The organism is Nocardia nepalensis (genome assembly GCF_048910785.1).
Lineage (GTDB): Bacteria > Actinomycetota > Actinomycetes > Mycobacteriales > Mycobacteriaceae > Nocardia > Nocardia nepalensis.
The window spans coordinates 262,578-289,145 of sequence record NZ_JBKBET010000031.1 but is presented as its reverse complement, the minus strand read 5'-3'; the positions used below and the strand labels follow the sequence as shown (position 1 = coordinate 289,145).

Annotated in this window: 19 protein-coding genes; 9 read left to right on the top strand and 10 right to left on the bottom strand. The window is 67.0% G+C overall.

Going from position 1 to position 26,568, the window contains the following annotated elements:
* The first annotated feature begins 4 nt into the window (after nucleotides 1–4).
* The gene (locus ACHQ4I_RS26250; protein WP_420774508.1) at nucleotides 5–3,373 is read left to right on the top strand and encodes an acetyl-CoA carboxylase family protein; all 3,369 of its coding nucleotides are present in this window, start codon (nucleotides 5–7) and stop codon (nucleotides 3,371–3,373) included.
* Between the two features lie 89 nt (nucleotides 3,374–3,462).
* Here ACHQ4I_RS26250 and rox read toward each other — a convergent pair whose 3' ends face one another.
* Both rox and ACHQ4I_RS26240 read right to left on the bottom strand, forming a co-directional pair.
* The gene (rox, locus tag ACHQ4I_RS26245; protein WP_420774507.1) at nucleotides 3,463–4,890 is read right to left on the bottom strand and encodes a rifampin monooxygenase; all 1,428 of its coding nucleotides are present in this window, start codon (nucleotides 4,888–4,890) and stop codon (nucleotides 3,463–3,465) included.
* Nucleotides 4,891–5,088: 198 nt separating this feature from the next.
* Nucleotides 5,089–6,339 carry a serine hydrolase domain-containing protein gene (locus tag ACHQ4I_RS26240; protein WP_420774506.1) on the bottom strand — a complete coding sequence of 417 codons (1,251 nt, stop codon included), beginning with the start codon at nucleotides 6,337–6,339 and terminating at the stop codon, nucleotides 5,089–5,091.
* 373 nt (nucleotides 6,340–6,712) lie between these two features.
* Between ACHQ4I_RS26240 and ACHQ4I_RS26235 the strand changes: the two genes are divergently transcribed.
* The 4 genes from ACHQ4I_RS26235 to ACHQ4I_RS26220 are packed head-to-tail and all read left to right on the top strand — an operon-like array spanning nucleotide 6,713 to nucleotide 9,465.
* Nucleotides 6,713–7,126 carry a YciI family protein gene (locus ACHQ4I_RS26235; protein ID WP_420774505.1) on the top strand — a complete coding sequence of 138 codons (414 nt, stop codon included), beginning with the start codon at nucleotides 6,713–6,715 and terminating at the stop codon, nucleotides 7,124–7,126.
* A 9-nt stretch (nucleotides 7,127–7,135) separates the two neighbouring features.
* Complete coding sequence (locus ACHQ4I_RS26230; protein ID WP_420774504.1) at nucleotides 7,136–8,395, top strand: RNA polymerase sigma factor; 1,260 nt, start codon at nucleotides 7,136–7,138, stop codon at nucleotides 8,393–8,395.
* A complete protein-coding gene (locus ACHQ4I_RS26225) occupies nucleotides 8,395–8,763 on the top strand; it encodes a hypothetical protein (protein WP_420774503.1) in 369 nt (122 codons plus the stop codon). Before ACHQ4I_RS26230 ends, ACHQ4I_RS26225 begins: the two co-directional genes overlap by 1 nt.
* Before the next feature lie 57 nt (nucleotides 8,764–8,820).
* Nucleotides 8,821–9,465 carry a pentapeptide repeat-containing protein gene (locus ACHQ4I_RS26220; RefSeq protein WP_420774502.1) on the top strand — a complete coding sequence of 215 codons (645 nt, stop codon included), beginning with the start codon at nucleotides 8,821–8,823 and terminating at the stop codon, nucleotides 9,463–9,465.
* On the opposite strand, the gene ACHQ4I_RS26215 is transcribed toward ACHQ4I_RS26220, so the two are convergent.
* Complete coding sequence (locus ACHQ4I_RS26215) at nucleotides 9,462–10,841, bottom strand: bifunctional lysylphosphatidylglycerol flippase/synthetase MprF (RefSeq protein WP_420774501.1); 1,380 nt, start codon at nucleotides 10,839–10,841, stop codon at nucleotides 9,462–9,464. The two genes, ACHQ4I_RS26220 and ACHQ4I_RS26215, sit on opposite strands and share 4 nt — an antisense overlap.
* A 584-nt stretch (nucleotides 10,842–11,425) precedes the next feature.
* Between ACHQ4I_RS26215 and ACHQ4I_RS26210 the strand changes: the two genes are divergently transcribed.
* Nucleotides 11,426–12,286, top strand: a complete 861-nt coding sequence (locus ACHQ4I_RS26210) for an SDR family oxidoreductase (protein ID WP_420774500.1) — start codon at nucleotides 11,426–11,428, stop codon at nucleotides 12,284–12,286.
* A 16-nt stretch (nucleotides 12,287–12,302) separates the two neighbouring features.
* A complete protein-coding gene (locus ACHQ4I_RS26205) occupies nucleotides 12,303–14,195 on the top strand; it encodes a CocE/NonD family hydrolase (RefSeq protein ID WP_420774499.1) in 1,893 nt (630 codons plus the stop codon).
* 7 nt (nucleotides 14,196–14,202) lie between these two features.
* On the opposite strand, the gene ACHQ4I_RS26200 is transcribed toward ACHQ4I_RS26205, so the two are convergent.
* Nucleotides 14,203–14,658 (bottom strand): hypothetical protein, encoded by a 456-nt coding sequence (locus ACHQ4I_RS26200; protein WP_420774498.1) that lies wholly within the window; start codon nucleotides 14,656–14,658, stop codon nucleotides 14,203–14,205.
* 308 nt (nucleotides 14,659–14,966) lie between these two features.
* Between ACHQ4I_RS26200 and ACHQ4I_RS26195 the strand changes: the two genes are divergently transcribed.
* Nucleotides 14,967–17,390: a serine/threonine-protein kinase gene (locus tag ACHQ4I_RS26195; protein ID WP_420774497.1), complete on the top strand. Its 2,424-nt coding sequence runs from the start codon at nucleotides 14,967–14,969 to the stop codon at nucleotides 17,388–17,390.
* A gap of 18 nt (nucleotides 17,391–17,408) precedes the next feature.
* On the opposite strand, the gene ACHQ4I_RS26190 is transcribed toward ACHQ4I_RS26195, so the two are convergent.
* On the bottom strand, nucleotides 17,409–18,269 hold the full coding sequence (locus tag ACHQ4I_RS26190) for a haloalkane dehalogenase (RefSeq protein WP_420774496.1): 861 nt from the start codon (nucleotides 18,267–18,269) through the stop codon (nucleotides 17,409–17,411).
* Between the two features lie 161 nt (nucleotides 18,270–18,430).
* Between ACHQ4I_RS26190 and ACHQ4I_RS26185 the strand changes: the two genes are divergently transcribed.
* The gene (locus ACHQ4I_RS26185) at nucleotides 18,431–19,780 is read left to right on the top strand and encodes a serine/threonine-protein kinase (RefSeq protein WP_420774495.1); all 1,350 of its coding nucleotides are present in this window, start codon (nucleotides 18,431–18,433) and stop codon (nucleotides 19,778–19,780) included.
* A gap of 321 nt (nucleotides 19,781–20,101) precedes the next feature.
* Here ACHQ4I_RS26185 and ACHQ4I_RS26180 read toward each other — a convergent pair whose 3' ends face one another.
* The 5 genes from ACHQ4I_RS26180 to ACHQ4I_RS26160 are packed head-to-tail and all read right to left on the bottom strand — an operon-like array spanning nucleotide 20,102 to nucleotide 26,565.
* On the bottom strand, nucleotides 20,102–22,705 hold the full coding sequence (locus tag ACHQ4I_RS26180; protein WP_420774494.1) for an ATP-binding cassette domain-containing protein: 2,604 nt from the start codon (nucleotides 22,703–22,705) through the stop codon (nucleotides 20,102–20,104).
* 13 nt (nucleotides 22,706–22,718) lie between these two features.
* A complete protein-coding gene (locus ACHQ4I_RS26175) occupies nucleotides 22,719–23,810 on the bottom strand; it encodes a hypothetical protein (RefSeq protein ID WP_420774493.1) in 1,092 nt (363 codons plus the stop codon).
* Nucleotides 23,811–23,819: 9 nt separating this feature from the next.
* Nucleotides 23,820–25,301, bottom strand: coding sequence for a protein phosphatase 2C domain-containing protein (locus tag ACHQ4I_RS26170; protein WP_420774492.1), 1,482 nt, complete (start codon nucleotides 25,299–25,301; stop codon nucleotides 23,820–23,822).
* Nucleotides 25,302–25,307: 6 nt separating this feature from the next.
* Nucleotides 25,308–26,042, bottom strand: coding sequence for a vWA domain-containing protein (locus tag ACHQ4I_RS26165; protein ID WP_420774491.1), 735 nt, complete (start codon nucleotides 26,040–26,042; stop codon nucleotides 25,308–25,310).
* Between the two features lie 13 nt (nucleotides 26,043–26,055).
* Complete coding sequence (locus ACHQ4I_RS26160) at nucleotides 26,056–26,565, bottom strand: hypothetical protein (RefSeq protein ID WP_420774490.1); 510 nt, start codon at nucleotides 26,563–26,565, stop codon at nucleotides 26,056–26,058.
* Between the last annotated feature and the right edge of the window lie 3 nt (nucleotides 26,566–26,568).

The following is a 26,568-nucleotide window of genomic DNA, read 5'->3' as shown; positions in this document are numbered from 1 at the left end:
GTCAATGTCAAAGCAGACTGTCGGCATGCATGTGGTGGTGGCGAACAGGGGTGAGGTGGCGGTCCGGGTGCTCCGGACGGCCCGCGAGCGGAATTACTCCACGCTCGCGCTGTATACCCGCGAGGAGGTGGCGACACTGCCGGTGCGACTGGCCGACGACGCGGTCCAACTGCCCGGCGTCGGGGCCGCCGCATACCTCGACATCACCGCCGTGGTCGCCGCGGCCAAGGTGGCGGGTGCGGGTGCGCTGGTGCACCCGGGCTACGGATTCCTCAGCGAGAGCGCCGATTTCGCGGCGGCGTGTGCGGCGGCCGGTCTGGTTTTCGTCGGTCCTTCGCCCGAAGTGCTGCGTATCTTCGGCAACAAACTCTCGGCTCGCGATGCCGCACGGCAGGCCGGGGTTCCGGTACTGCCCGCGACTGCACTCGGCGCGGATCTGGCCGAGGTATCCGCATTCCTCACCGGCCACCCGGCCGGTGTGATGCTGAAGGCCGCGGCCGGTGGCGGCGGACGCGGTATGCGCGTGGTGCGCTCGGCCGACGCGCTCGCCGAATCATTCGACCGCTGCCGAGCCGAAGCCCGCGCCGGTTTCGGCGACGACACCGTCTATGCCGAGGCGCTGGCTACCGACTCACGGCACATCGAAGTACAGGTGATCGCCGACGGAGTGCGAGCCACCACGCTGGGCGATCGCGACTGCAGCGTCCAACGCCGCCACCAGAAACTGATCGAAATCGCCCCGGCCCCGAATCTGCCTGCCGCACTTCGGAAACGACTGCACCGCGATGCGATTCGGATCGCCGAATCAGTCTCCTGCCGCGGGGTGATCACCGTGGAATTCCTGGTCACCGGCGACGACGCCTGGTTCCTCGAAGTCAACCCGCGCCTGCAGGTCGAACACACGGTCACCGAGGCAGTGACCGGTGTAGACCTGGTAGCAGTGCAGCTCGACCTCGCACGTGGCGCCGGACTCGATGATCTCGCCCTGTCGGCTGGCCCCGAGGTTGCGGACGACACTTGGCGGTCCGGTCCTGTGCGGGGCGATGGGGCAGGGGGATTCGGGGGAACGGCTGGGCGCAGTGACGGTGCGCGACGCGATGGTCTGGCAGCTGGGGCCGGGTCGAATGGTGTTGGGATTGCTGCGATGCGAGGGTTCGCGGTGCAGGCCCGGGTCAATGCCGAGATGGTGACAGTGGGTGGGGAGGTGTTGCCGAGTACCGGGGTGCTGACGGAGTTCGCCGCGCCGACCGGGGTGGGTGTTCGGGTGGATACCGCCGCGCACACCGGGATGCGGCAGGGTGCGCAGTTCGACTCGCTGCTGGCGAAGGTCGTTGCGCATGGGCCGACGTATTCGGCTGCGGTGCGGCGTTGTTCGGACGCGTTGGCGGAAACGGTGATCACCGGTGTCGATACGAACGCGGGTCTGTTGCGTGCGGTGCTGGATCGGATCGCCGAGGGCGCGGTGGTGTCGACCTCGTGGTTCGAGGAGCACATCGGCGAACTCCTCGGTCAGGCAGCCTATTACGCACCTGTCGTGGTCGGTCCGGACCAGGGTGCCGAGGCGGCGGATTCTGCCAGCGGCGATGGCGCTGGCGACGTTGCGCTGGACGGCGATGAGCAGGGGATGCGGTCCCCGATGGGTGGGACGGTGGTGAGTCTCGTAGAGCAGGGGAGTGTTGTTCCGGCGGGGGCGGAAGTCGTTGTGCTCGAGGCGATGAAGATGCAGCATGTGCTGCGGGCGGAACAGCCGCTGCGGGTGTTGCGCCATTTTGTCGCACCGGGTGCCACGGTTGATCCGCATGCGTTGTTGTTGAGCTGGGTCGAGGCCGATCATGATGGGCCGGCCGCGGATATCGAGGCGATCGATCTGGATGCGGTGCGCGCCGATCTGGCGGAGGTGCGGGAGCGGCATCGGATCGGACTCGATGCGGGTCGTCCGGCGGCCGTTGCGAAAAGGCATCGGCTGGGACGCCGGACGGCCCGGGAGAACATCACCGACCTCGTCGATGACGACAGCTTTCTCGAATACGGCGCGCTCGCTGTTGCCGCACAGCGACTTCGCCGCAGCCCTGAGGATCTGATCGCGAATACACCCGCCGACGGGCTGATCGGCGGCATCGCCACCATCAATGCCGACCAGTTCGGCGCGCAAGTCGCTCGGGCGCTGGTGATGTCGTACGACTACACCGTGCTGGCAGGCACCCAGGGCATGCGCAATCACGCCAAGACCGACCGGATGCTGGAACTCGCGCACGAACAGCGGCTGCCCGTGGTGTTCTTCACCGAGGGCGGCGGTGGGCGACCGGGGGATACCGACTATTCGGGCATCTCCGGCCTCGATGTGACCACCTTCCGCGCCATGGGCGCGCTATCGGGTCGAGTTCCGTTGATAGGCATAGTGTCCGGGCGCTGCTTCGCGGGTAACGCCGCTCTGCTGGGTATGTGCGATGTGGTCATCGCGACCCCCGATGCCAATATCGGCATGGGTGGCCCCGCGATGATCGAGGGCGGTGGACTCGGTGTGTACGCACCCGAGGACATCGGTCCCGTCGACGTCCAACGCCGCAACGGTGTCGTGCACATCGTCGCCGCGGACGAGGTCGAGGCGGTTGCCATGGCTCGGCGCTATCTGTCGTATTTCCAAGGGCCGCTGAAGGATTGGGCGGCACCGGATCCGCGGGTCGCCCGCCATGTGGTGCCGGAGAACCGTCTGCGCGCCTTCGATATCCGCGAGGTCATCGCATCGGTCGCCGACGTCGACTCGGTGCTGGAACTGCGCCGCGACTGGGGCGTCGGTGTCGTCACCGCGCTCATCCGCGTCGAAGGCCGCCCCTTCGGTCTCATTGCCAACGACTGCCACCATCTCGGCGGCGCGATCGACGCCCCCGCCGCCGACAAACTCAGCGCCTTCCTGCAACTGTGCGACGCCCACGGCCTGCCGATCGTATCGCTCTGCGACACACCGGGTTTCATGGTCGGACCGGAAGCGGAGAAGGAAGCCACCGTCACCAAGTTCAGCAAACTGTTCATCGACTCCGCCGCACTGACCGTCCCGCTCGGCACAGTCATCATCCGAAAGGGCTATGGCCTCGGCGCACAAGCCATGGCAGCGGGCTCCTTCCGCGCCCCACGTTTCGTAATCGCCTGGCCCACCGGCGAAATCGGCGGCATGGGCCTGGAGGGCGCGGTCCGCCTCGGCTTCGCCAAGGAACTCGCCGCCATCGAAGACCCCGCTCAACGCCAGGAAGCCTTCGACAACCTGGTCCAACTCGCCTACGCGAACGGAAAGGCCCTCACCGCCGCCACAGTCCTGGAACTAGACGACGTCATCGACCCCGCCGACACTCGTCGCTGGATCAACAGCCTGCGCTGATCCGCGAGTCCACTACTCGCCCAGCGCGATTCGCCGACACGGGCGCCGCACGCGAGCTGCTCGACCTGATCGCCGAACCCTACGACCTGTCAGCTGGCGGCAGCGCCGAACCACTTCGGGAGCTGGTCGATCAGATCCCGCTGGTCTGCACCGGCCCACGCCACGTGGCCGTCCGGTCGTAGCAGCACCGCGGGCACGTCCAGTTCCTCGCTGACGTCGACTACGTGGTCGACCCGGTCCGCCCAGCCCGCCACCGAGAGCAGGCCGGTCTGGTCGAGCAGCAGTCCGCGGCCGCCGCGCATCAGCTCGTAGAGGCGTCCCCGCTTCAATTGCACGTCCCGCAGATGCCGTCCGAGCAGTTCATGGCCCTCGCCGAAGTCGTAGCGGACCCCGATCGCGGTGATCTTCTCGATCAGGTACCGGTTCACATCTTCGAAGTCCATCAGTTCCGACACCAGGCGGCGCACTGCCTGGGGACCGGGCTCGAGGGACATCAGTTCCATCTGCGCGCGGCTGTTGTCCAGCACGTCGACGGCCACCGGGCGCCGTTCGGTCTCGTAACTGTCCAGCAGCCCCTCCGGCGCCCAGCCGTCGACCTCGGCGGCCAGTTTCCAGCCGAGATTGAACGCGTCCTGGATGCCGAGGTTGAGTCCCTGTCCGCCGACTGGTGGGTGGATGTGCGCGGCGTCGCCTGCCAGCAGCACCCGGCCGGTCCGGTAGCGCTCGGCCAGCCGGGTGGCGTCGCCGAAGCGAGAGAGCCAGCGCGGTGAGTGCACGCCGAAGTCGGTGCCCGCGGTCGCCCGCAGTTGTTGTTTCAGCTCGTCCAGGGTCGGCGGGATCGTGCGGTCCTCGGCCACCCCGTCGGCGGGAGCGACGACGCGGTACACACCATCCGCCAGGGGCGCGGCGCCGAACCGCGGTTGGGTCTTGCGGACTTCGGCCACCACGGCGGCCAGCTCCTCCTGCGGCGCGGTCAGCTCCACCTCGCCCAGCAGCGTATCGACCCTGGTGGGCTCGCCGGGGAAGCCGACGCCGACCAGCTTGCGCACCGAGCTGCGGCCGCCGTCGCATCCGACGAGGTAGCGCGAGCGCAACTGCGTGCCGTCGGCCAGCTCGACGTTCACTCCGTCGTCGTCCTGGCTCAGCCCGACCAGTTCGCGGCCGCGCCGGATCTCGACGCCGAGTTCGGTGGCGTGCTCGGTCAGCAGGCGCTCGGTGACGGTTTGCGGAATGCCGAGGACGTACGGATGCGCGGTGTCCAGCCGGTCCGGCCACGGCGTGGGGATGCCGGCGACGAACCCACCGACCTGGTACTTCTGACCGAGCGCGAGGAACCGCTCCAGCAGACCGCGCTGGTCCATCACCTCGATGCTGCGCGCGTGCAGGCCGAGCGCGCGGACAACCCTGGTCGGCTCCGCTTCCTTCTCCAGCACGAGCGCGTGCACACCGTGCAGCCGCAATTCGCTGGCCAGCATTACGCCGGTCGGTCCGCCGCCGACAACGATCACGTCAATCATGAAAACCGCCCCATTCGACAAGGTTGCATTTCGGCCAGTTGCTCCGCGCGGTCCGACGGCACGCACACCCACACTCCGCTGAGTGCTCGCAACCGCACCGCCAGTCCCACCGGCGGTTCGACCTCCCGCGAGCCCGTACGTAAATGACCTCCTTGCCGTTCCCCTTGTCGCGCAGGCATGTTCCGCCGACGGCAGCCGCTACTCGAGCGCCTTGTGCACGGCGTCGACGAGGTTGCGGGCGCGCAGGTCCGGTGCGCCTTCGATGATGTAGTTGGTGACGTAGGCGAAGGCGATGCCGGTGTCCGGGTCGGCGAACGCGAGCGAGCCGCCGCGGCCCGCATGGCCGAAGGAGTTGGGGCCGCCGAAGGCGAAACCTGCGGTGGGAAGCATGTATCCGGTGGCGTAGCGGTTCGGGAGCATCACGACGCGGTCGATGCCGCTGGCCTGCTCACGCGTTGCGGCGGAAAGGGTTTCGGGGCTCAGCAGGCGGGCGCCGTCGACCTCGCCGATCGTCGCCGCGTAGAGGCGGGCCAGGCCGCGCGCGGTGCCGATGCCGTTGCTGGAGGGGATCTCGGTGGCGTGCACGGCGGGATCGTTGAAATCGATATCGGCCGGGTCGGTGACCTGGAAGGCGCGGTTCACCAGTGCCTCCGGATCGCGCATCGCGGCGACCATCGGCCGGAATTCCGCGGGGATGAAGTCCTCCGGTACCGACGCCAGATCGATCTCGGGGGCGAACACAAGTCGGCTGACGCGGTGGCGTTCGGCCGCGGGCAAGCCGATGAAGAAGTCGATATCGAACGGCCCGGCGATGTCCTCGGCCAGGATCCGCCCGACAGTGCGGCCCGTCGCGCGCCGGATCACCTCACCGACGAGCCACGCGAACGTGCGACCGTGATATCCGTGCGCGGTGCCGGGCACCCAGTTCGGCGTCTGCGCGGCGAGTGCGTCCACCATCGGCCCCCAGGCCAGCGCATCCGCCAGCGGCACCGGCTTATCCAGCGCCGCCAACCCCGCCTGATGGGTCAACAACCATCGCACCGGAATATCGCCCTTACCCGCCGATGCGAACTCCGGCCAGTACCGCGCGACCGGCACGTCCAACTCGAGCTCGCCACGCTGGGCGAGCAGATGCGCGACGGTCGACGTGACACCCTTGGTCGCCGAATACACCAGCTGCACAGTGTCGCGCTCCCACGGCCGTTCACCCTCCGGATCGGCCAGCCCACCCCACAGATCGACCACCGGCTGCCCGTCCCGATAGACGGTCACCGCCGCCCCCACATCCCCTTGTTCGGCGAAATTCGCCGCGAACACATCCCGCACCGCCTCGAACCCGGACGCAACAAAACCATCGATCACCATGTGCCCCAGCATGTCACGGGTACCACCCGCCGTGCGTGCACCGGCTCGCCCCACCCGATCCCTGGCGCGCACCGATGTCCGCAAGTCCACCTCCTTCGATATCCGCTGATGAGTCGCTCACACCACAGGGAGAACCCCTGTCGGACAAAGACAGCGAGTGGACCAAGGGCACCACTTTGCCCGCGGGGTCTGGTCGGCCCGCTGGTGGTGCTGCCGCAGGCGGCACACGCACCGGGTTCGATCTCCTCCGCCACCCGATCAGTCTGTCGGCTCGCTGGGCCGGATCCAGATCGCGAACCGCGTCATCGCGCTCGCCACCGCCGTCGAATTCGGCGCGGTCGCCGGGCGCGTCCCGCAACTGCTGCGCTCAGCAGTGGCGATGTCCGAGAATGGTCAGCGGCTGCGACGTATCTGACGAGCGGCGCCACACGGGCGCCGTCACAGCGGAGGAGTTGTCATGAAGTACATGATCCTGAGCTACGGCTCGCAGCAGGACTACGACGGCATGGTCGGCAAGGACACCGGCAAACCGGCATGGAGTGCCGAGGATTTCGCGGCGATGACCGAGTTCATGGGGAACCTCAACAAGAAGTTGGAGGAGTCCGGTGAACTCGTCGAAACGCGCGGTCTGGCCCAGCCGGTGCACACCCGGCGGATCACCACCAAGAACGGCGCGCCGTTCGTGACCGACGGACCCTACGCCGAAACCCAGGAGGTGCTCGCCGGATACTGGATCGTCGAATGCGAGAGCTTCGACCGCGCCACCGAGATCGCCGCCGAACTCAGTAAATGTCCGGCACCGGCGCATATCGCCGAGACGGCCTACGCCGACGTCCGGCCGATCGAAGAGTACGCACCCGAATTCGGCTGATCCGCTTCGATGTCGAATACCCGGGTGGAGGACCTGCTGCGCATATCCGCGCCGCAGGTCCTCGCCGCGCTGGTACGGCGCTACGGGCATTTCGACACCGCAGAGGACGCGGTGCAGGAGGCACTGCTCGCCGCCGCCACCCAATGGCCGAGCGAGGGCATTCCGGACAACCCACGCGCCTGGCTGATCACTGTCGCCTCCCGCCGCCTGACCGATCTGCTGCGCAATGAGCAGGCTCGCCGCCGCCGCGAGGACGCCGTGGCCCGCCGCGCGCTGCCCGAGGACTGGCTGACCCCGCCCGCCGACCGCGACCCGACCGACTCCGATGACACCCTGGTCCTGCTGTTCCTGTGCTGCCACCCGTCGCTCTCACCCGCCTCCCAGGTGGCATTGACGCTGCGTGCGGTCGGCGGCCTGACGACGGCCGAAATCGCCCGCGCCTTCCTGGTGCCCGAGCCGACCATGACCAAACGCATCGGCCGCGCCAAGAAGACGATCAAGGACAGCGGCGTAGGTTTCGCCCCACCCCCCAGCGCCCAGCGCGACGCGCGCTTGGCCGCGGTGCTGCACGTGCTGTATCTGATCTTCACCGAGGGCTATGCCAGCACCTCGGGACCGAGCCTGCACCGCGTCGAGCTCTGCGCCGAGGCGATCCGCCTGACGCGGCTGGTGCACCGACTGCTACCCGACGCCGCCGAGATCACCGGCCTGCTCGCGCTCATGCTGCTCACCGACGCCCGCCGACCCGCCCGTACCGGCCCCACCGGCGAACTCGTCCCGATGGAAGACCAGAACCGCGCCCTCTGGAACACCGATGCCATCACCGAGGGCATCGCACTGATCACCGACGCCCTGCCCCGTGGCCTGCCGGGCCCGTATCAACTCCAAGCGGCCATCGCCGCATTACACGATGAGGCACCGACCTACGCGGCCACCGATTGGCCCCAGATCATGCTGCTCTACGAACGCCTGCTCGCCCTCGTCGACAACCCGGTTATCGCCCTCAACCACGCGGTCGCCGTCGCCATGGCCCACGGCCCGCATGCCGGGATGAAACTCGTCGACGATCTGGCCGCCGACGGCAAGCTTGCCGGGGATCACCGACTGCCCGCGGTGCGCGCGCATCTCCTGGAATCAATGGGGGACCGGACGGCCGCGCGCGAGGCGTATCTGCTTGCCGCACAACAGACGATGAGCCTCCCACAGCAGCGCTACCTGCACACGCGCGCCGCACGCCTCACCGCCGACGGGGAGGGCACGATGGAGTGATGTTGATCGTGGTGGACGCCGCGAATGTCGTCGGCTCGCGACCCGATGGTTGGTGGCGCGATCGCGCCGGTGCGGCGCGGCGATTGCTCGCACGACTGCAATCGCTGGAGCATCCGGCCGACGTGGTCGTCGTGCTCGAAGGCGCGGCGAAGGCCGCGGCGTCGGAGGAGTTCGAAGGCCTGCGTGTAGTGCTGGCGGAAGGTTCGGGTGACGATGCGATCGTCGACTTTGTCGCAGCAGCGGTCGAGGAGGACGGCACCCGGCCGATCACCGTTGTGACCGCCGACCGCGGACTACGCGCTCGACTCGAACCCCTCGGCGCCGAATCCGTCGGCCCGCGCTGGCTGCTGGAGCGCATCGAACCCTGAGGTGTCGGACGCGACTGGTAGACAGGGACAGCCGTCGCCGAACCCGGAGGTAAAGCCGTGCCCGACCAGCTCGAGGATCTGCCCTACGCGCGTTACCTGACGCCGCTGGACGGTGAGCTCGAGCCGGAAGGCGACTACGACTGTGTGCACATCACCGGCGACGATATCGATGACATCGAAGCAGGCAACTCGCGTTTCTCCGAAACCGTCTTCACCGCACTCGCGATCAACCGCGGCAGCCTGCGCTTCTCACGATTCACCGATGTCTGGCAGCGCAATGTGCGCTGGGTCGGCACCGACCTGTCCGACACCTCCTGGCAGGACGTCGAATTGATCGCCGGTGCGCTGTCCGGTGTCGATGCCGGCGGTGCGAACTTGCGTCGAGTGCGCTTCGAGGGCTGCAAATTCGACTCCGTGAACTTCCGCAAGGCCAAACTGCGTGAGGTGCAATTCGTCGATTGCGTCCTGCGCCACACCGACTTCGGTGATGCCGAGCTGACCAAGGTGACTTTTCCCGGCACCACGGTCGAGGGCCTGCTACTCAACCGCGCCCGACTGCAACAGGTAGACCTACGCGGCGCTACGCACCTCAGTATCGCCGAGGGCCTGGACGCGCTGCGCGGCGCGACCATCACCCCGCTCCAACTGCTCGATCTGGCACCCGAATTCGCCCGATCGATCGGCATCACCGTCCGCGACTAGTACTGCTTGCGGTGCGGGAAGAACTCCAAGGTGAGCAGTGCCGCGGCGGCCAGCAGCACCTCGCGCCAGCGGATCAGCACGAACCGCTGATCCGACATCGAGCGGAACTTGCGCAGGAACCGGTACAGCGACTCCAGCCGGATCAGCGGATCACCCAGGTGCACGGCCACATAGATCAGCTTCCCGGTCCGGGACCGCTTCTTCTCGGCGAACAGCTCGGGAAACGGCGCGAACGCCAATGAGATCCGCTCGATGCCCTGTGCGCGGGCGTGGTCGACCAGGTCGACGATCATCCGCTCGTCCAGTCCGTTCGGGGCGTCCTGGCGCCGCCACGGCACGTCCAGGCTGAGCTCGCGACCGCGCCCGGAAACGCCGTAGCGCTGGAAGCCCGCGACGCGCCCGTCCGCATCCCTGGCGAGGACCAGCAGCATGCCCGGATTCCGGCCGTCCAGCAGATGGTCGAGGATCATCGAGAAGCCGCGATTCTGCCGGCCGGTATTCCACGAATCGACAATCTCGAGCAGTTCGGCCCGCAACGGTTCGGTCAGGTCGGTCTCGCTGATCACCTCGGTGGTCACCTCGAAGTTGTGGGTGCGGCTCACGGCTTGGCGCAGGTTGCGGAAGGATCGCCCGACCATCGCGAAGGTGCCCACATCGATGACCACATCGCGACCGACGGGTATCGCGCGCAACCCGCGATGCTCGATTGCCCGATGCCGCCACATTCCGGCCAGTTCCGGACTTGCGCCGAGCACCGCGACCCGCCACCCGTGATTCGCCGCGAATTCCGAGAAATCCGAGAGCAACCCGGGGAAGGCGGCCCGGTCGCCGATCGGATCGCCGGCGACCACCGCGATCCCGAAGCGGGCCCGATAGCCGATCGCCGCGGTCGAATGCGCGTTGAAGTAGTAGGACTTCGACGAATGCAGTGCGAACGCGGCGAGCGGATCGCGCTCGGTCCGGCCGACGAGCTCGGCGACGCGATACAACTGCTCGGGCTGCGGGCGACTCGCCTGCGGCAGCATCAGGATGAATCCGGTCGCGGCCAGGAAGACGAATCCGAAGCCGGGATGCGAGGCGCGATAGGCGGCATTGGCCGCCGCGAGGACGAAGACCGCGATGGTGAAATGCGGCAGAGTGATCGGGCGGCGCAGATGCAGCCCGCGAACCACGAAGAGTCCGGCGATCGAGACGGCGATGAACCACCCGTGGTCCTCATCGGGCGCCGCGCGCCCGGCCTCGTAGACCAGCACCACGCTCATCAGCAACAGTGCGATGGAAATGATCGGCCGCACCGCTGGCGTGGTGGTGATCGAGGCATCGCGGTACACCGCGAGTGTGGAACCGCGTGCTGCCGTTTCCCGTCCTTCAGCCACGTCGGCACCTCGGTAGACCGACCGACGCGGCGGGTCTGAACAGGTTCCCCATGTGGTCCTCCCGATGATCCTGTACACGCAACACTATGCGGAACATGGGATGAGTGCTCGAACATTCCTGGCGCACCAAGATCGGAGGGCGCCGATGGCATTCGTCCGGCTATCGCGCCAGGGTGAAACCGGTGCCGTCGGCCGCGATCGGACCGGGGATGAGCGCGCCAATGGTCTCCGATCGAGTATGCCACCGGAATGAACGCGGACAATGGGCTTTCCGTCGTCCGCTATGCCGGTGAGATGCATATCCGGCCCGGGTGGGCGACTCGATCTCGGGTGGCCCAGCCACTCCGGCTGCGCACGGCCCATACCGTCGCGGTCGATGCCGCGGCGCGGACGACGAGGTGACGGCGGATGTGGACCTGCTCCGGCGAGTCGGGTGAACGCCGACAATAGTCGCTAGCTATCGTCCGGCAAGCCGCGTATCAATCGTGTTTCGCGGTCCCGTCGTAGGCGTACGGAGAGTTCGTCTGAGACGGTGATCGGTATCTATAGACAAGAGTGTTCGCAATTGTCTATCGTCTTGGTCCATGACGAAGTTCGACGGCAAGAGCTGCCTGATCACCGGCGCGGCAAGTGGGTTGGGGCGCAGCACGGCGTTGGCGGTGGCCGCCAAGGGGGCGTCGCTCATCCTGACCGATATAGATGACGCCGGTGTGCAGCGTACTGCCGCCGACGTGCGCGCGATCGGTGGTGTCGTGCATCTCGCCGAGCGCGCCGATGTCAGCGATTACGACGCGGTGGTGGCCCTCGCGGCGAAGGCGCATGCCGAGGTGGACAGCGTCGACATCGTGATGAACGTGGCGGGCATTGCCACCTGGGGCACCGTCGATCGGCTCACGCACAAGCAATGGCGGCGCACCATCGACATCGATCTGATGGGTCCCATCCACGTGATCGAGGAGTTCGTGCCGCCGATGATCAAGGCGGGTCGCGGCGGGCACCTGGTGAATGTCGCCTCGGCGGCCGGACTTTTCGGGCTGCCCTGGCACGCGCCCTACAGCGCGGGCAAATTCGGATTGCGCGGCGTTTCGGAGGTGCTGCGGTTCGATCTGCGTCAGCACGGGATCGGCGTCAGCCTGGTCTGCCCCGGCGCGATGGCGACACCGATGGTGGACAGCGCCGATATCGCTGGTATCGACCGGCAGGCTGAGGCGGTGCAGAAGGGCGTCGCGCTGTTCATGCGACACGCGGTTACTCCGGAGCAGGCCGCCCGATCGGTGGTACGCGGGGTCGAGCGCGACAAGTACATGGTCTTCACCTCGCCCGATATCCGCGTCGGCTATCTGGCGCAGCGCTACTTCCCGCCGTCCTACAACCTCGCCATGCGCGGGCTGAACTGGGCGATGGGTCGCTATCTCGACAAGGAACCCGTGTCGAGCAAGGTGTAACGAACAGGGACAACCCATGGCTCAGCCGCTGCCCGTAACCGGCACTCTGCCGCCGCACGCGCGTTTCGATATCGGACCTCGGCAGTATTCGAAACTCTTCGCGCAGAACACGGTTCCGATTCGCATGTCCGACGGCGTCGTATTGGCCGCCGATATCCTGCGCCCCGGTGACCGGTCCGGTCCGACCGCCGCACCGCTGCCGGCGATCATCAACTTCACCGCCTACAACTCGATGCTCAACCGGCACGGTATGCGCTTCAATACGGCGTTGCGTGCGCTGGCGGGTCGCATCGAACCGTCCGATCGCGGTCGGATGACGGCGCGCGATGTACTGCGGACACCCGCCGGTGGCGTGCTCGAACCGCTCGTGATCAACCGGACGGCGGTGTCGCGCGGGTATGTCGGGCTGATGGTGGATGTCCGCGGCACCGGAAGCTCGACCGGCACCTGGGATTTCTTCAGCCCGCGCGAACAGCGGGACTATCTAGAGGTATTGGCGTGGGTGCGCGAACAGCCGTGGTGCGACGGACGGATCGCGGTCACCGGACTGTCCTACGGCGGCATCTCCGCCCTGATCACCGCCGGTTTCCAACCCGAGGGTCTGACCGCGGTTTTCGCGATCGAGGCGGGTGAGAATCAGGTCCGCGAACTCGGCCTGACCGGGGGAGTGCCGACACCGGGCATGCTGGTGTGGATCCTGGCGGTCAACGGCGCCAAGTGGATTCCGTCGCTGCCCGGATTGCTCAGGGCCGGGAACACCGGAAAGTTCCTGCACGACAGGGTGTTCGGCCGCTCGGGCTGGCTCGGACGGGCCATGCGGATCGGGCTGACCGCGAACCATCCCGATGGTCTGCTGAACTCGATGTGGGCCCAACGGGTGGCACGCTTCGACGATATCCAGGTGCCAACCTGGATCCACGGCGGTTGGCATGATGTCTACAACCGCTCCAATTTCCTTATGTACGACCGCATTCCGGTGACCGCCGGCGCGAAACAAGTCTTGGTCGACGACGCCTACCACCTCACCCCGGGCTCCGGATTCGGTGAGCCAGGCAACCCGCAGGCCTTGGACGAATTGCAATGCGCGTACTTCGACCGTTGGGTCAAGGGCATCGACAATGGCATCGACCGCTATGGTCCGATCACGGTGCGCCGACAGGGCGATGGTCAGTGGGTGCAGCGTTCGGAGTTTCCGGATTCGACCGCCGTGGTGCGCAGACTCTATCTGAATAGCGAAATCAGTGGGACCGCAGCACATTCCGCTCTCGATGGCGGCCTGTCATTCGAGCCGAACGAGGTGGAGTCCCGGCTACCGGTGCCGACCGGTCGTATCAGCGCCAGATCCAATAACAGCGGCGTACTGAGCATGGGCGTGGCCTTGCTCTTCGGCCGCTCCTTCGGCACCGATGACCGTGCGGCAGAGGCCAGCGCCGCCACCTTCACCACCGAGCCATTCACCGCCGACACAGTTCTGTCGGGTCCGCTCAACCTGCACCTGCACGCCGAAGCCCGAGGCACCGACGCCTTTTGGTCGGTGACCGTCTGCGATGTGCATCCCGACGGCGCCTCGGTACCTCTCACCCGAGGAGCGCTGTTGTCTTCGTTGCGCGCCACCGATCCCGAACAGAGCCAGTACCTGGACGGCGAACTGCTCTTCCCGCTTCACCCACTGACCGCCGACTCCGCGCGCCCCCTGGTGCCCGGTGAACCGTTCGACATCGATATCGAAATCAATCCCACCGAGGCCGTCCTGCGCGCCGGGCACCGCCTGCGAATCACTATCAGCCGCAACAGCTTTCCCCGCCACTTCATCCCGCACTGGAAGCAGCGTCAGATCACCGGCCAAACCATCGTCCTCGACCCGGACCACCCGAGCTACCTGAGTTTTCCGATCGTCAACCCGGGCTGAGCCTCGATTACGCGCGCTCGGCCCCATGCGGCCAAACGATCTCGACCGGCACACCGCGCGTGCGCGCCAACTCGACGACGGTCCCCGTGCCGCCCTGGGCTCCGGACTCGCCGTCCCATACCGCGACGAGCCGGTCACAGGATGACAGCATGGCTTCATTGGCGGCTTCGTACGCTTCCCGCCCGGCATCGTCGAATTCCATCACGCGCACGGTGTCCGCGCGCGCGATCAGCTCGTCGAACAAATCGGCATGGTCGGGCTTGACCTTCCGGTCCCGATAATTCGTCGATGGCAGCACGACTTCGAGCCGCCCACCGGCATCGAGGACAGCCTGTGCGAACACGGAGTCAGCGCCGCGGGCAATGCAACTTATGCCTACCAGGTCGGTCGGGTCGCCCTGATCGGTGAGGATCTTGCCGATCTGGTCGTACACCAACGGCACCGTGTCCGCGGTGATGTTCATATGTCCGGTGACACCGATGCGAGCCATACGGACTTTCTACCCCCAGTTGCTCACCCTCACCCCTGCTCGAACTGTACGACCGAGCCCAAGCCCGCACAGCCCCGCTCAGCCGGCGAGCAGAGCCGCCAATATCTCGCAGATACGGTCGGCTTCGTCGACGACGAATACTTCACCCACATCGGCCCCGAACGCGACACCGACTCTTGCGCCGCCGGTTCTGTCCGATAATGGGGCTGCGGGTCTCTGCCAGGCCATTCCGCACGCCAATACCCGCGGGCGCCACTGATGGGTTTTCCGGAGGTGCAGATATGAGCGACGGTTCCGACTCAGGGGATGGGTTCAGGCGACCGACGGCCGGAATGGGATTCGGCGGCGCGGTGGCCGCTTTCGATGCTGCGTGGGAAGCCGACGCCCTGCCGCCGGTCATCGCCGACTACCTGCCGGACGTGCGCTTGGGTGCGCTGATCGAACTGATCCGGATCGACCTGCGGCATCGGTGGCTGCGCCCACCGGCAGGGACCCGTCCCGACGAACCTGTCGCGGCCGCACCCGGGCACAAGCGGCTGCGCGAATACTGTTCCGAATTTCCCGAGCTCACGCCGGAGCGAATACCGGCCAGTCTGGTGTACGAAGAGTTCGTGCTCCGCCGCCAGAGTGGCGAACAGGTGGATCCGCGCGAATGCCTGCGGGAATATCCCGAGCAGGCGGCGCAGCTGCGCGAACTGCTCAACGCCGACGACGAGGATCGAAGCACTCGGCGGGGCAGCCCGGAGCTGACCGCCACGACCTCCGCCGACTCGATCACCTGGTCGGGGAATGCGACCCGCACTGGCGCCGATCTCTTCACCGCGCAGGACACCAGCGGGACCCGGGCCGCCGACCTGGACCGCATCGCAATCGGCGATCGGATCGACGATTTCGACCTGCTCACGGGGCTGGGCCGCGGGGCGTTCGCGCGGGTGTTCCTGGCCCGGCAGCGGTCGCTGCAGCGGCTGGTGGCGGTGAAGATCTCCGCCGATCGTGGCACCGAACCGCAGACGCTGGCGCAGCTCGATCATGACTACATCGTGCGGGTCTTCGATCAGCGGCTGCTCGAAGAACCGGACATGGAGGAGCCCGGTCGTCGCCGCCTGCGTTTGCTCTACATGCAGTACCTGCCCGGCGGCACACTGCTGGGCGTGCTGCGCCGAATGCGGGTCACCCCACCGGAGCAGCGCCGCGGGCAGCTATTGCTGGACGCGGTGGACGCGGCGATGGAGGACAAGGGCGAGATCCGGCCGACCGATTCCAGCGTGCGCGCGCAGATCGCGGCGCTGTCATGGCCGGAGACCGTCGCCTGGCTGGGGCGCAGGCTCGCCGAGGCGCTGGCCTACGCCGACGCGCACGGCGTGCTACACCGCGACGTCAAACCGGCCAATGTGCTGCTCACCGCCGAGGCCGTGCCGAAGCTCGCCGATTTCAACATCAGTTTCAGCCGGGGGGTGGCCGGCGCCGACCCGGTCGCCTACTTCGGTGGCTCGCTGTCGTACATGTCACCGGAACAGTTGCAGGCATGTCATCCCGGCTACGACCGATCCGCCGATGATCTGGACACCCGTGCCGACATCTACTCCCTCGGTGTGGTGCTGTGGGAGTTGCTCACTGGCGCCAAGCCGTTCGATGACGCCACCGCGGGTGAGCACAGCGATGCCGCCACGCTGGCGGCCATGTTGAGGCGCCGTCGCGCCGGGGTGGATCCGGGTGCGCTCGAACGGATTCCGCCCGACTGCCCGGCGGCACTGCGCCGGGTGCTGCTGACGTGCCTGGAGTCCGAGCGAGACCAGCGGTGGGCCAGTGGCGCGGAACTGGCCCAGCAACTTGAAGTGTGCCTGGACGAGCGCGCCCGCGACCTGGTCGACCCACCCCCGTCCAGCTGGCGGCTACGACTAAGGCCGTTGCTGCTGCTGGTGGTGGCGCTGGCCATAGGCATCCCGAACGTGCTTGCATCGTGGTACAACATCGAGCACAACGCGACGCTGATCATCGAACGGCTGAGCCTCCCGGCGCAGCACGCGTGGCGGATCGGCACAGTCCTTACGAACGCGGTGTTCTACCCGATGGGCATGGCGGTGGGGTTGTACATGTTGCGGAATGTGCTCATCGTCTCGCGCGGCCTGCGCCGGGGCCGGGAATACGACCCGCGGGTGCTCGCCCGGGCCCGATCCGATGCCTTGCTGTTCGTCGATCGTGTTGTGCTGGTGGTGTTTTCGGCGTGGTGCCTGGCGGCGATCATCTTCCCGCTCGTGATCTACTTCACGACCAAAGAGCGCAGCGGGGAGGTGCTGCTGCACCTCCTCGGCGGAGCGCTGGCCTGCGGTGCGATGGTGGTGGCCTACCCATTCTTCCTGGTGACGTTCTACATGGTGCGCTGCATCTATCCGATGTTCCTCCCACACGGCGACATCACGGCGGTCGATGCGCTGCACCTGCGCAGACTCGACCGCCGCTGCACCGTGTATCTCACGGTGGCGGCATCGGTGCCACTACTGGCGATCGCTGGAGTGACCTTGCTACCACCGGACGACATTCCGCTGATACTCCCGGCCGTGCGGGTGTTGTGCATCGGCGCGATCATCGCCTTCATCATCGCCTACGTGTTGTTCCGGGCAATCGAGGCCGATCTGGGGGCGTTGAGACGTGTGGTGGATCCCATCGGCGGACAGCGGGAACCGATTGCTGCCGGTCGGCTATGAGTGCGGAAGGGGTCGAACTCAGGGGAACCGCTTCGCGATCGCCGCCGCGATCGCCTCCGGTGCGTGCTCCTGAATGAAGTGCCGTGCGTGTGGCAGCTCGACTACGTCGAGATCGGTGAAGGCGGTACGCATTCGCGGGATGCAGGCGTTCGGGCGGAACACCATGTCCCGCATTCCCCACACCAATAGGGCCGGCTTGTCGCCGAGCAGGGCGGGCACGTCTCGGGCGAGTTGGTCCAGCAGCGGGCGTGCGGCACGAATCTGTTCGGGCGTGGCGGCGAGTCCGCGCCGGGCTTCTGCGGTGGGCTGCACGGCGCGGTAGTGGTCGGCCTCGGCCGCGGTGAGCTTGGACCCCAGTTCTGCGAGCAGGACGCGCTCGACGAGGAAATTCTGTTCGAGTATCCGCCGCTGCATCGGACGGCTACTCATGATCACGCTGAACGCCCGATTAGCCATCGCTTCGATCGGCCAGAACACGGTGTTGCCCAGCACGATCCCCCGCACGCGATCCGCACGCGCGGTGGCCGCGCCCAGACCGATGGGTCCGCCCCAATCCTGTCCCATCACAACGAAACCGTCGAGCTGCAGGTGATCGATCAGCTCGCCGAGGACCGCGGTGTGCTCGGCGATGGTGTAGCCGAAACCCGCAGGGCGTTCGGACAATCCGAAACCAAGGTAGTCGACGGCGACACACCGGTACCGGTCGCGCAGCTCGTTCACGATGTGGCGGTAGAGGAAACTCCACGCCGGAGCGCCGTGACAGAACAGGATCGTTGGTCCGGTTCCCTCGTCGATGTAGTGAACGCGCCCGACGGACGAGTCGAACCAGCGCGACTCGAATGGGTACAGATCCCCGTCGGGAACAAAGTCGATCAGCATTGGGCCCTCCCTCTGATGCCACACTACATACGGTGCACTCGAGCACGCGGTTGCCCCACCGAATGGCCGTCGCCGGGCCGGAGTCCCCGCCGTGCTGCCGCATGATCGAGGTAAGCTGAGCTCCGAAAACTACGACAGCTCAGCGTGATCGGCGAGGGAGAATGCTGAGACCATTGTTGCCGGATGATCCGACGGCTATCGGTCCGTTCGTGTTGCACGGACGCCTGGGTGCGGGCGGAATGGGTGTCGTTTTCCAGGGTTTCGGACCGGACGGCAGCGTTGTCGCGATAAAGATGCCGCATGTGGAATTGGCGCGGGATCCGGAATTCCGGGCCAGATTCCGGCAGGAGGTCACCGCCGCCCGGCGCGTGCACGGGCGGCGCATCGCGGAGGTGATGGCCGCCGATATCGATGCCGAGCGACCGTGGCTGGCGAATTCCTTCGTATCGGGGGAATCGATGGCACAGGCCATTCGCGAGCACGGCGCGCTGTCGCCCGCCCAACTCTACGATTTCGCGAGCGGGCTCGCGGAAGCGCTCGAGTCCATACACGGCGCGGATGTCATCCATCGGGACCTGAAGCCCGACAATATAATTCTGTCCCGGAACGGCCCGCGGGTCATCGATTTCGGTATCGCCCGAATCGCCGATGCCACCCGCCTCACCGAACCCGGCCGCATCATCGGGACGCTGGCCTGGATGCCGCCGGAAATGCTCGGCAACCAGGAGGTCGGCCCGCCCGCCGATATTTTCGCCTGGGGTGCGCTGGTCGCCTTCGCGGCAACCGGTCGGCCACCTTTCCACGCGGATACGCAAGCGGCTGTGATAGCGCGGATCATCCGGGACGATCCGGATCTGACCGGCGTGCCGGGCAGGTACCGGCGCATGGTCGTCGCGGCGATGAACAAGGAACCCGACGATCGTCCGACGGCCCGCGAGCTGGTGGATTTCCTTGCGGCACAAGCCAGAGACGAGCAGAGCGGGCGGCGCAAGACGGTGGTAGTGCGCTCGGCTGGCGAGGTAGGGGTATCCGAGCCGGACGAGATCACCGTGCCCGAATCGGACAAAGCGACGCTGCCTCAGCCGGATGACGCCATCTCCTCGGTGCCGAACGAAGTCGCCCAGTTCGAGCCGGACGAGGCGACCGAGCTGGTCGACCCCGACGAACCCCGCCTGCGGCACGCCGAACCGGAACTCCGTCGCGATACCACGCCACCGATTGCCCCAGCCATGCGCAATCCAGTGGTTACCCCGCTGCGCCAGCCCACCGGCATTGTGGTGCCGCCCGCCACGATTGCCCGCACCACGGTCGTAGGCACAATTGTGTTGTCACTGTTGGGATTCGGCCTCTTGCTCGGACCGATCGCCGTCGTGCGCGGCATTCGCGAACGAACCTACGCGCGACGGGCATTTGTCGCACCGCCGCCGTCGGCCGCGATCTCGATTCGGCTCGGCTGGATTTCTCTCGCGATATCGATAGTGACGATCGTGGTGGCGATCCTGAACCGATGATTCGCCCGGACCGGACCGCGGATATCAATTCTGCGAATGTCTCCTTGAACGTGATACTCACCGGGTAGAAATCTCTCGCCGCGATTCATAACGAAGAATTGACATCCCGGCCATATGACCGGTAACGGGTTGCGCATTCGAGGATTTCTCCGGAAAGGCCTGCGCGGTGGAACCTTTCGCACTCGACGACCGGCAGCTCCGCACCCTGTAGCGGCCCGAATTCCAGGGACGCGATTCCGCTCAGCTATACGACTTCTCCGGAGCCGCAATCTGAATCCGGCGCCATCAATCGTGCAGTATCGCAGCGAATTCGGTGCTCACCTACTTCAGTGCCAGCAGTTGGCGCCGCAGCACACGAATGGTCGACGCGGTGGCGGCAACGGCGATGACGACCAGCACCGCCGCGGCCGTCTCGACATGTCGCGCATCATGGGTCCAGATCGAATCGGTGAACGGATTCGCCTGCGCCGCAGCGGAACCCGGCGGAGCTGGCGCGGCGAGTCCGATATCGGCGCCGAGTCCCGCGGACGCCCACCGCGACGGCGCGGCATAGGCGAACATCCGCAGCACCGCACCGGGCGCACCCTCGAACGGTGGCGCCAGCCCGGTCATCACCACCTGCAGCGCCAGCACCGCCATCAATACGAAAACCGCCTGCCGCAACGATTTCGAGCACGCCGAAACCAGCAGTCCCAGTGCCATCGCGGCCAGCGGCAGCGTGGTCCCGAAGAGCAGCAGACCGTAGGGCTGCGGCAGCACCGGATTCGCCGGCCCGGATTTGATGCCCAGGTATCCGACGATCGATGCCACGCCGAGCAGGACCGCGAGCGGGGTGCAGGTGATCGCCCGCGCCAACACCACCGAGGCGGCCGAAATGCCCCAGCGCGCTTCGCGTTCGATGACGACGCGATCGTCCACGATGGCGGCGAAGGACTGCGCCATCGAGAAGAAGGTGAGACAGACGATCAAGGCGATCATGACCGAACTGATCGCGCGCGGATCACCGCCGAGCCCACTGTCGGAAGCAGCGGCGGCGAGCGACGCGGTCAAGCCGATGCCCGCCGCCGAACCCAATGCGAGAGTGCGGAATCCATTGCGCTGCCGAGCCCATTCCCGGCCGATGAGGCGCGGCAGGTGCCGGTGTATGGAACCGCGCATCGGCGTGGCAACCGCATGCTCGGCCGGCTGCGGAGTCGAGGGCGTGGACTGCTGTCCGGCTTGGCGGTCGGCGCGCAATCGGTCCATCACCTCGGCGTAGCTGTCGACGTCGAAGGCGCCCAGCAGTTCCCGGGGCGGTCCGAAGAAGCCGAGCCGCCCGCGGCCGGTCACCGCGAGCACCTTGTCGGCGCAGTCGACATTAACCATCGAATGCGTGACAACGATGACCGCACAGCCGGTTTCGGCGACCACCCGCAATCGCTGCATCATCGCCCGGTCCAGCCCCTCGTCGAGTCCGGAGGTCGGTTCGTCGAGCACGAGCAGCTGCGGATCGCTGAGCAGTTCCATCGCCGTCGAGACGCGCTTGCGCTGACCGCCGGACAGCGTGTCGATCCGCTTGTCCACCTCACCGGCGAGTTCCATTTCGGCGATCACGGTGTCGACCCGGGCCGCACGCTCGCTGCGGCTGGTGTCGCTGGCCGTGCGCAGGCCCGCCACCCACAGCAGGGCATCGCGCACCGCGAGATCGCCGTACATGGCGGGCTGTTGCGGCACAAAGGAAACCAGGTGACTGGCCTGCATCCGAGAGGCCACGAGGTCGACCCGACCGAGCCGCAACGATCCCGCGGCGAGCGCGACCTCACCGAGCAGACCCGCGCACATGGTGGACTTCCCGGCACCCGACGGTCCGATGACGGCCAGGACCTCACCGCGCCCCAGCTCGAAGGTCAGATCGCGCAAGGTTGGTTCGGTGCGACCCTGGTAGCGCAGGCTGACCCCGTCGAAACGCAGCAGCGGTTCGCGCGCGATCACCGCGACGGGAACCAGCGACAGCTGGGCCGGGCCGGACACCTCAAAAGTGTGGTGCGCCAGCATGAATTGCTCGCCGACCCGCAGTCGGGCGTGCAGGACGGGTTTGCCGTCGACGAACGGATGCGCGTTGGTGGCGAGCCCACGCACCTCCATGGCGCGCCCGGTCCAGCGCACCGTCGCATGCCGATGCGCCAAATCCAGTCCGGGCAAGGCGATTTCGGCGGCACCGCCATCGCGTCCGATCACCAGCGGACGATCGGTGGGCACCGACCAGGATCCGGGGCCGACCGACGGCGGGACATGTTGTCGCGGCGCCGGATCGGGCTGCGGGGGAGTGCGATGTGCGGCGGGCGGGACCGGCGATGCTTGCGCGGGCTGATCGATCAGCGTCGGGTCCGCTGTTCTGGGTCCTTTCGGGGCTGATGGGACGGGATGTGCGCGTTTCCGCCGTGGCGCGGCTGCGGCGGGCGACGGCGCGTGTGCTGCCGGATCGACTGGTGTGGGGCCTGCGCCATGCCCAGCACCCGCCGGTGGGCCCGCGGTGGGAGGCGTCGGCTGTCGAGGCGGCAATTGCGATGCGCGCTTGGCCGCCGGGTCGGGTCCACCGACAACCGTTGGCGGCGTGGCGTTTCCATTGCTATCCGCATGTGCGACGGCAATGCGAAACCGCCGCCCGCGCACCGCGATCCGGAGCTCGTGCGGGCCCGCACCGTCGATCGACGTCCAACCACGCGGCCCGATCGGCTCATCGTCGAGGGTTGCCTCGATCACCGGATCGACGGCGCGCACGGCCCACCCGTTGACGTAGCGGAACCGAAGCCATTGTCCGGCCGGGCCTTCGTCGCTGACCGAGATGTCGGCGCCGGGTCCCGATCCGAGGGAATGAGTGCGTCCGGAGATCCGGTGGCGGGTCGCTCCGGTGGTGAGCAGGAGTGCGGGTTCGGTTACCGGCATCGGGTAGTCCTGATCAGCTGAGCGCGACAACAATGACGGTGAGCACCACGATGACCACCGCGATCCACGCGACGACCACGGCGGGTGAAACACCTTGGGACGGAGTACTACTGGCCGGTGTGTCGGTGGTGAATCGAGCGAAGTGCGCCGCGCGAGTGTGCTCGTTCCACGGTTCACGCAGCGCGAAGTCCGTGCGCCGATACACCCGGCCGTCGGGCCGTACGACGGACTGCCAGGCCAGTGCGAGCGCACGTAGATCGGCGGAGGTCAGATCCGGCTGGGGCGTGGTGAGCAGCCGGTCGATCTTCTGGAAATCCCCGGCGGGCAGCAGCTGGGCATATTGGCGGTAGTCGAGCTGATTCGCGGCCAGATTCTCGGCGAGGCAGCGGATCATCAGCAGAGCGAATTTGAACATATCGGTGGTCGCGGTGAATTGCTGCACCGGATATGGCGGCCGCCAGGGCAGTGGGTCCAGCCGCGGTGTCGCCGCGCGGCCCGCGATGATGAACGAATCGCAGTCCAGGAAGTAGTTGTGCGCCGAGACGACGCCGTCGACCGGTTGCGCATCGGTGGTCAGGATGTTGTTGGGCTGCAGGTCCCCGACGACGATGTCGTTGTCGTGCAGGAACTGCAGGTCCACCAGCAGCTGGCCGAGCCGGGCGATCTTGTGCGGGAAATCGAAGTAGGTGTGGCCGCGCTTCTGTGCGTCCGGCACCCGCACCGCGACCCGGGTGAACGCCCGCGGCTGCGGCCCGCTATTGGTGTCGAAGAAGAATTCGCGCGGCGCCAACGGCATGAGAATGCCTACGACAGTGCGATTTTCGACGACCACCGCATGCGGCCACGCGCACAGTTCCAGCAGTCGTTTGCGGTCGTCCTGGTCCAGCCGATGCGGCCAGCCGACCAACTCGCGCAACACTGTGGGCTGCAGCTGGCGAACCGTAGCCGGGTCATAACGTTTGAATGCGACCGATACTTGATCCGGTGTCGTGCAACGCCAAACCTGCGCTGAGCCGCCCTCGCCCAGTGGGAAGTCACCCATGATGCGCAGTTCGTCGACGCGGTATTCGCTGCGGCCGTCCGCCGACCACCCCGGCATTGTCATTGCCCCCACCTACCGTATTTCCCGGGCGGACCCGCGCCCGCGTGTCGGCCAGGCCGCGACGATGGTGCGATCGTCGTGCAGGCCCGGCAGGTCGAATCCGACGAGCTGACCGAAGACGTGTTCGGCCGGGCGCGGCCCGGCGATCTGCGGCAGCAGCGTGGCGAATTGTTCGGGTACCAGCCGTATCGCATCGGCCATCCCGTCGCTGGCCAGCACCACCATCAGATTCGCCGGGACGAAGGTGAACCCGGCGATCACCCGATCGGCGTCGCGCGGCAACGACGGCGTGACATTGCTGATCATCCCGTGCTTGGTCGCGTGCTGGGTGAGCCATTTGGTCGCACCGGAATCCAGATCGACCAGCAGCAGATCGCAATCGCCGACGGTGGCCCAGGCCAGCGGGTAGCCGTCCGCCGATACCGGACCGAGCGCGGCAAAGGCCAAGGTGCAGGCCGGGGTCGAAGTGCGTTTGTTATTGCCCGCGCCGTGCGGGCTGCGATAGTCGATCTCCGCGGCGAGTCCGTCGATGGCGCCCGCGTCGAGTTGTGCGGCGACCTTCGCGGTGATCTCGGCGGCCAGCGGCTCCCAGGTGGCCGGATAGCCGACGCGTTCGAGCGAGCCCGCGTGCCGGTGCAGCTGGGTGAGGCAGGCGCGGGTCGCGCGCTGTGCGGCGGCATGGGAATTGGCGGCCGACCCGAGCCCGTCGGCGACCGCCAGATACACCCAGCCGCGGCCCGGATCGCCGCCGATGGCGTAGGCGTCCTCGCGGGTATGACCGTCCTTGGCATGCGAAAGACCCACTTGCGTGGCGGCGTACACGTCGTAGCGGCCGCTGCGGCCCCGGTCGACGGCGAGTCCGCTCACACCCGAGGTGGTCAGTGCGGGGAGTTCGACCGGGCGGGCGGCCTCGGCTCGGTCGGCGAGGTCGCGGCGTTCAGGCTCTCGACGATCGTAGGTCGGCGTAACAGGCTTGGGTCCAGGCCCGACGAGCACAACCGCCGCTCCGGTCGCCGCCGCGGTGAGCAAACACATCAGAGTCGTTGGCAGCCACCACGATCCGGACCGCTCCGACGCCGGGTCGGCGATGGAGACCAGCAGCACATCGCCGGCTTTGCCGGAGGGCTGGGCGCTGACCTCATGGCCATCGACATCGCGCAGCAGCACCGGCCCCGACGGTGGCTTGGGCAACTGGATGCCATTGGGCAGGGCGATGGGCGAGCCCGAGATGAGCACACAGGTGTCGCCGGACTTATTGACCACCTGCGCACGCACCGGGGACTTCACCACGGCGACAGCGGCTACCGGCTCACTCGGCGGCGCGACCGGACAGCCGGAGACATCGGCGGCCACTCGCCGGGCGACGCGGGCCGTTGTCCAGGTGTCGGGCCCGTTGTCGGCCAGCAGCTGCACGATGATCGAGAGCAGTGTGCCCAGCAGGGCGATCCCGGCCACCATCAGGATGGGTCGGCGGCGAAATGTACTCAGCGTCATGGGTATTCAGTCCAGTTCCCGCATGCCGAGTGGAGTGCGGAACAGGAACCGGCCCTGTCCGACGCTGCTGCTGATCGAGAACTTGATGCTGTTGATGATGGCGCGCAACAGATCTCCCGGCGCCACACTGCCTTCGGCGACACAGGCGACGCCGACCGGATTGCGGGACCGCAACTGCCGCACCGTCTGCTCGCGCACATCGCCGATGCCCAGGGCCACCACCACCGGACGGAACGGATGGTCGGGGGCTTCCAGCCCGGCCCGCACCGGAACCCAGACCTCGTCGGGCTGGAACTTGCCGCGCACCTGTGGATTTCCGTCGGTGAGAAAGAAGATCACCGGGGTGTAGGTGTCCAGGCGGGCGCTGGCGAAGCGCTTGTGGTCGGCGCGCAATTGCCGGTCCAGATAACGGAAGACATCCGCGTAATCGGTCGCACCCTGACGTGGCAGCGCCGGAATGGAGGGATCGATGCGCAGCGGTGTCAGCGGCAGCACCGCGACGGCGGAATCACCGAAGGCGACGACCGAAAGATGGGCGGTGTCATAGGTGGTCGGATCCTCCTCGAGCACATTGAGCATGTCCGGGAGCGCCTGCTCGACCGTTTCCAATGGCGTGATCTTCTGGTTGGTCCAGGCCGGATCCCACATCGAGCGGGATACATCACAGACGACATAGAACGGGAAAACCCGGCTGGCGCTCACTCCCGCCTGGGTGAGTTTGAAACGAGTATCCTCACGCATTCCTGGCCTCCGGCTAGTTGGAAATTTCAGCGCGGCAGGACATTCCGCGACCGGTCGACTGTTGATCGGCGACGACCTTGCCATCCACCGTGATCTTGCAGTGGGCCGCGCCGATGGGATCGGGCGTGCCCTCGACATAGACGACGAAACCGCCGGTCCTATTGCTGACCAGGGTGTGCGAGTAGGGCAGCGTCGTACTGCCTGCGCCGAGATAGCTGTTGGCACCGTCGCCCCAGGCGAGGTCGCGGACCTTGCCGCTGCCGGTCACGTCGAAGACGACGGTGTGCTTCTTGGTCTGCTCCGGTTTCCCGGTGGGACCGGTCGGTCCGGTGGGACCGGGATTGGTCTTGCCGCTCGACTCTGCGCTACCGCCCGACGATCCGTTGCCATTGCCGCCGGACTGCCCCGGACTTGATGCCTGATCCACGTGTGGCACATGGAAATCGAGATTCGACCTGCCGACCGCGAGGACGACGGCGACCGCCGCGACCACCGCGAGAACGGCGGTGAGTAGGTACTTCACTGG

Bases quoted from the DNA above. Each gene is read 5' to 3' on its own strand.
- ACHQ4I_RS26235 (WP_420774505.1), top strand. From the start codon at position 6,713: ATGAAGTACATGATCCTGAGCTACGGCTCGCAGCAGGACTACGACGGC.
- rox (WP_420774507.1), bottom strand. From the start codon at position 4,890: ATGATTGACGTGATCGTTGTCGGCGGCGGACCGACCGGCGTAATGCTG.
- ACHQ4I_RS26195 (WP_420774497.1), top strand. From the start codon at position 14,967: ATGAGCGACGGTTCCGACTCAGGGGATGGGTTCAGGCGACCGACGGCC.
- ACHQ4I_RS26205 (WP_420774499.1), top strand. From the start codon at position 12,303: ATGGCTCAGCCGCTGCCCGTAACCGGCACTCTGCCGCCGCACGCGCGT.
- ACHQ4I_RS26190 (WP_420774496.1), bottom strand. From the start codon at position 18,269: ATGCTGATCGACTTTGTTCCCGACGGGGATCTGTACCCATTCGAGTCG.
- ACHQ4I_RS26200 (WP_420774498.1), bottom strand. From the start codon at position 14,658: ATGAACATCACCGCGGACACGGTGCCGTTGGTGTACGACCAGATCGGC.
- ACHQ4I_RS26230 (WP_420774504.1), top strand. From the start codon at position 7,136: ATGTCGAATACCCGGGTGGAGGACCTGCTGCGCATATCCGCGCCGCAG.
- ACHQ4I_RS26170 (WP_420774492.1), bottom strand. From the start codon at position 25,301: ATGACGCTGAGTACATTTCGCCGCCGACCCATCCTGATGGTGGCCGGG.
- ACHQ4I_RS26175 (WP_420774493.1), bottom strand. From the start codon at position 23,810: ATGACAATGCCGGGGTGGTCGGCGGACGGCCGCAGCGAATACCGCGTC.
- ACHQ4I_RS26165 (WP_420774491.1), bottom strand. From the start codon at position 26,042: ATGCGTGAGGATACTCGTTTCAAACTCACCCAGGCGGGAGTGAGCGCC.
- ACHQ4I_RS26250 (WP_420774508.1), top strand. From the start codon at position 5: ATGTCAAAGCAGACTGTCGGCATGCATGTGGTGGTGGCGAACAGGGGT.
- ACHQ4I_RS26180 (WP_420774494.1), bottom strand. From the start codon at position 22,705: ATGCCGGTAACCGAACCCGCACTCCTGCTCACCACCGGAGCGACCCGC.
- ACHQ4I_RS26225 (WP_420774503.1), top strand. From the start codon at position 8,395: ATGTTGATCGTGGTGGACGCCGCGAATGTCGTCGGCTCGCGACCCGAT.
- ACHQ4I_RS26210 (WP_420774500.1), top strand. From the start codon at position 11,426: ATGACGAAGTTCGACGGCAAGAGCTGCCTGATCACCGGCGCGGCAAGT.
- ACHQ4I_RS26185 (WP_420774495.1), top strand. From the start codon at position 18,431: ATGCTGAGACCATTGTTGCCGGATGATCCGACGGCTATCGGTCCGTTC.